This window comes from Methanobrevibacter sp., assembly GCF_015062985.1.
Taxonomy (GTDB): domain Archaea; phylum Methanobacteriota; class Methanobacteria; order Methanobacteriales; family Methanobacteriaceae; genus Methanocatella.
Genome location: NZ_SUTI01000035.1, coordinates 1 through 2,569, shown reverse-complemented (window position 1 = coordinate 2,569; position 2,569 = coordinate 1). Strand labels below are relative to the sequence as shown.

Here is a 2,569-nt window from a genome sequence, read left to right as displayed (position 1 = left end):
ATCTGTGCATTGTTAATTGCAGCTGCAATTTTTCCCTTGTGTCGGATAATTCCAGCATTTTCCCTTAACTCATTGAATTTAGCATCATCGTAACCGGCTACTTTTTCAATGTCAAAGTTATCAAATGCCTTTTTGAAGTTTTCACGCTTTTTTAAGATTGTAATCCATGAAAGGCCGGCCTGAAAGGATTCCAACACCAAAAATTCGAACAGTTCCCTTTCATCATGAGTTGGAACTCCCCATTCCTCGTCATGGTATTTTACATAAATTTCTTCGACGTCTGTAGCCCAACTGCATCTTTTCTTGTTCATGGGAGTATTTTTCATTTAATTACTATATATAATTTTTAAAATTCTTCAACGGACAATATTCCATTTTCTAGTTCAAGGGTGTGAAAAAAATATATATCATATAGAATTAATAGTAACTATAAAGTCATTGTTCAATCTAATGACTTAGGATTGGATTTTTAAAATTAATTGAGGAGAGAAATATGGCAAAATTGGGTATGGGGTTAATGAGACTTCCTTTGGTGGATGAAAATGACCAGACAAGCATTGACATTGACCAGGTAAAAGAAATGGTTGATAAATATATGGAAAGCGGATTCAACGTCTTTGACACAGCTTTCGTATATCATGAAGGTGTTGGTGAAGCCGCTTTCAGAAAGGCAGTCGTTGAAAGGTATCCTAGGGATTCCTATAAGATTTCAACCAAATTGCCATTGTTTGTAATCACTGAAGAGTCACAGCTTGAGCCCCTATTTGCGCAGCAACTTGAAAACTGTGGTGTGGATTACTTTGATTATTATTTGCTGCATAACGTAAGCGGATTGACTGAAACCGCCTGGAAGAATGTTGACTTATATTCATTCATTCAAAAGAAAAAAGAAGATGGGTTCATAAAGCATATTGGATTGTCCACTCATGGCAATGCGGAATTTCTGGAGGAACTTTTATTTGAACATCCTGAACTGGAGTTTGTATTATTGCAAATCAATTATTTGGACTGGGAAGATGAGGGAATCGAATCCCGTAAATGTCTTGAAGTTGCAAGAAAATATAATGTTCCTGTGATGATTATGGAACCTTATAAAGGAGGTTTTCTTGCTGACGTTCCTGAAGAAGCTGAAAAACTCATGAAGGATTATAATCCTGACAGGTCTGTAGTTTCATGGGCTATGAGATTTGTGGCAAACTTGGATGGAGTTTGTGTAGTTTATACTGGTGCAAGCAACCTGGAACAGCTTGAAAGCAATATTGAAGAATTTAAGAATGCAGACCCATTGAACGATGAGGAATTGAAAATCCTTGAGGATGTTTCAGAAATTATCAACAGCAACATCACAGTGGACTGTACCAAATGCAGATACTGTGTCGATTCATGTCCTGAAGAAATAGACATAGCTAAGATATTTGATTTATACAATAAGCATAAAATTTTGGAAAAAGATGACTGGACTCAATTTGGAAATGCTTATTTGAACTATTCAAGGCTTGATGGCGTGGGAATTGCATCCGATTGCAGTGAATGTGAATCCTGCATTGATGAATGCCCTCAGCAAATCAACATTCCTGAAATCTTGAAGGATGTTGTAGAAACATTTGAAACAGAAATTTATGGATTTACAAACTAAATCCATTTTCACTTTTTTTAACCCAACCAAATTATTAATAACAATTAAAAATATAATTATAAATAGTTATTTTATAGAGGATTAATTATGATACCTGGTATGAATAAAAAACAAATGAAACAAATGGAAAGGCAAATGAAAAAAATGGGCATGAAAATGGAAGAGTTAGAAGGTGTCCGTGAAGTCATTATCCGTTTCGATGAAAAAGAATTGATTATTGATAATCCTAGTGTTAGTCTAATGAATGTGATGGGTCAGGAAACCTACCAAATTGAAGGTCAAGCTCGTGAAGTCGAACTTGAATATGAAATTGAAATCCCTGACGAAGATGTTGAAATGGTAGCTAACAGTGCTAACGTTTCTGAAGATGAAGCTAGAGCAGCACTTGAAGAATGTAAAGGGGATTTAGCTGAAGCAATTATGAAGTTAAATCAATAGATAAAATGACAGTTATTGCACACATATCAGATTTACACATAAGCAGAGCAGATTTTGACGAAGAAATCTTTATGCAGGCTGTGGCGGAGATAAATAATCTGCAGCCGGACATGATTATACTTACGGGCGATCTCACCAATAACGGTTATTATAAGGAGTTCGAACAGGCAACCAGATATCTGTCCCTGTTTGAAGCACCATTATTTGCAATTCCTGGAAATCATGACTCACGTAATTTAGGTTATCAGACATTTGAAGAATTGATCGGTGAGAGAAGCTGGAAACTGACTTTGGGTGACAAGTTCACAGTCATTGGTCTTGACAGCAGTTCTCCCGATGAAAGCAGGGGTCATATTGGAACTCCTCAACATATGTGGTTGGAGCATCAGTTGGATGAATGTGTAATTAAGGAACATTTTGCAATTGTTGCGCTGCACCATCATGTAATTTCCATTCCTCAAACCGGAAGGGAGCGTAATGTTTTATCTGATGCAG

4 protein-coding genes are annotated in these 2,569 nt (G+C 36.3%); 3 read left to right on the top strand and 1 reads right to left on the bottom strand.

Features of this window, described 5'->3' with window-relative positions; genetic code table 11:
- The coding region (locus E7Z77_RS09480) for a DNA-3-methyladenine glycosylase I (RefSeq protein WP_292753440.1) at nucleotides 1–311 on the bottom strand (311 nt) is incomplete at its 3' end.
- A 182-nt stretch (nucleotides 312–493) separates the two neighbouring features.
- Between E7Z77_RS09480 and E7Z77_RS09475 the strand changes: the two genes are divergently transcribed.
- From E7Z77_RS09475 to E7Z77_RS09465, 3 genes are all read left to right on the top strand, one after another.
- Nucleotides 494–1,636: an aldo/keto reductase gene (locus E7Z77_RS09475; RefSeq protein ID WP_292753437.1), complete on the top strand. Its 1,143-nt coding sequence runs from the start codon at nucleotides 494–496 to the stop codon at nucleotides 1,634–1,636.
- An 87-nt stretch (nucleotides 1,637–1,723) separates the two neighbouring features.
- Complete coding sequence (locus E7Z77_RS09470) at nucleotides 1,724–2,074, top strand: nascent polypeptide-associated complex protein (protein WP_292753434.1); 351 nt, start codon at nucleotides 1,724–1,726, stop codon at nucleotides 2,072–2,074.
- A gap of 5 nt (nucleotides 2,075–2,079) precedes the next feature.
- Nucleotides 2,080–2,569: metallophosphoesterase (locus E7Z77_RS09465; RefSeq protein ID WP_292753432.1), on the top strand; the 490-nt coding region annotated here is incomplete at its 3' end.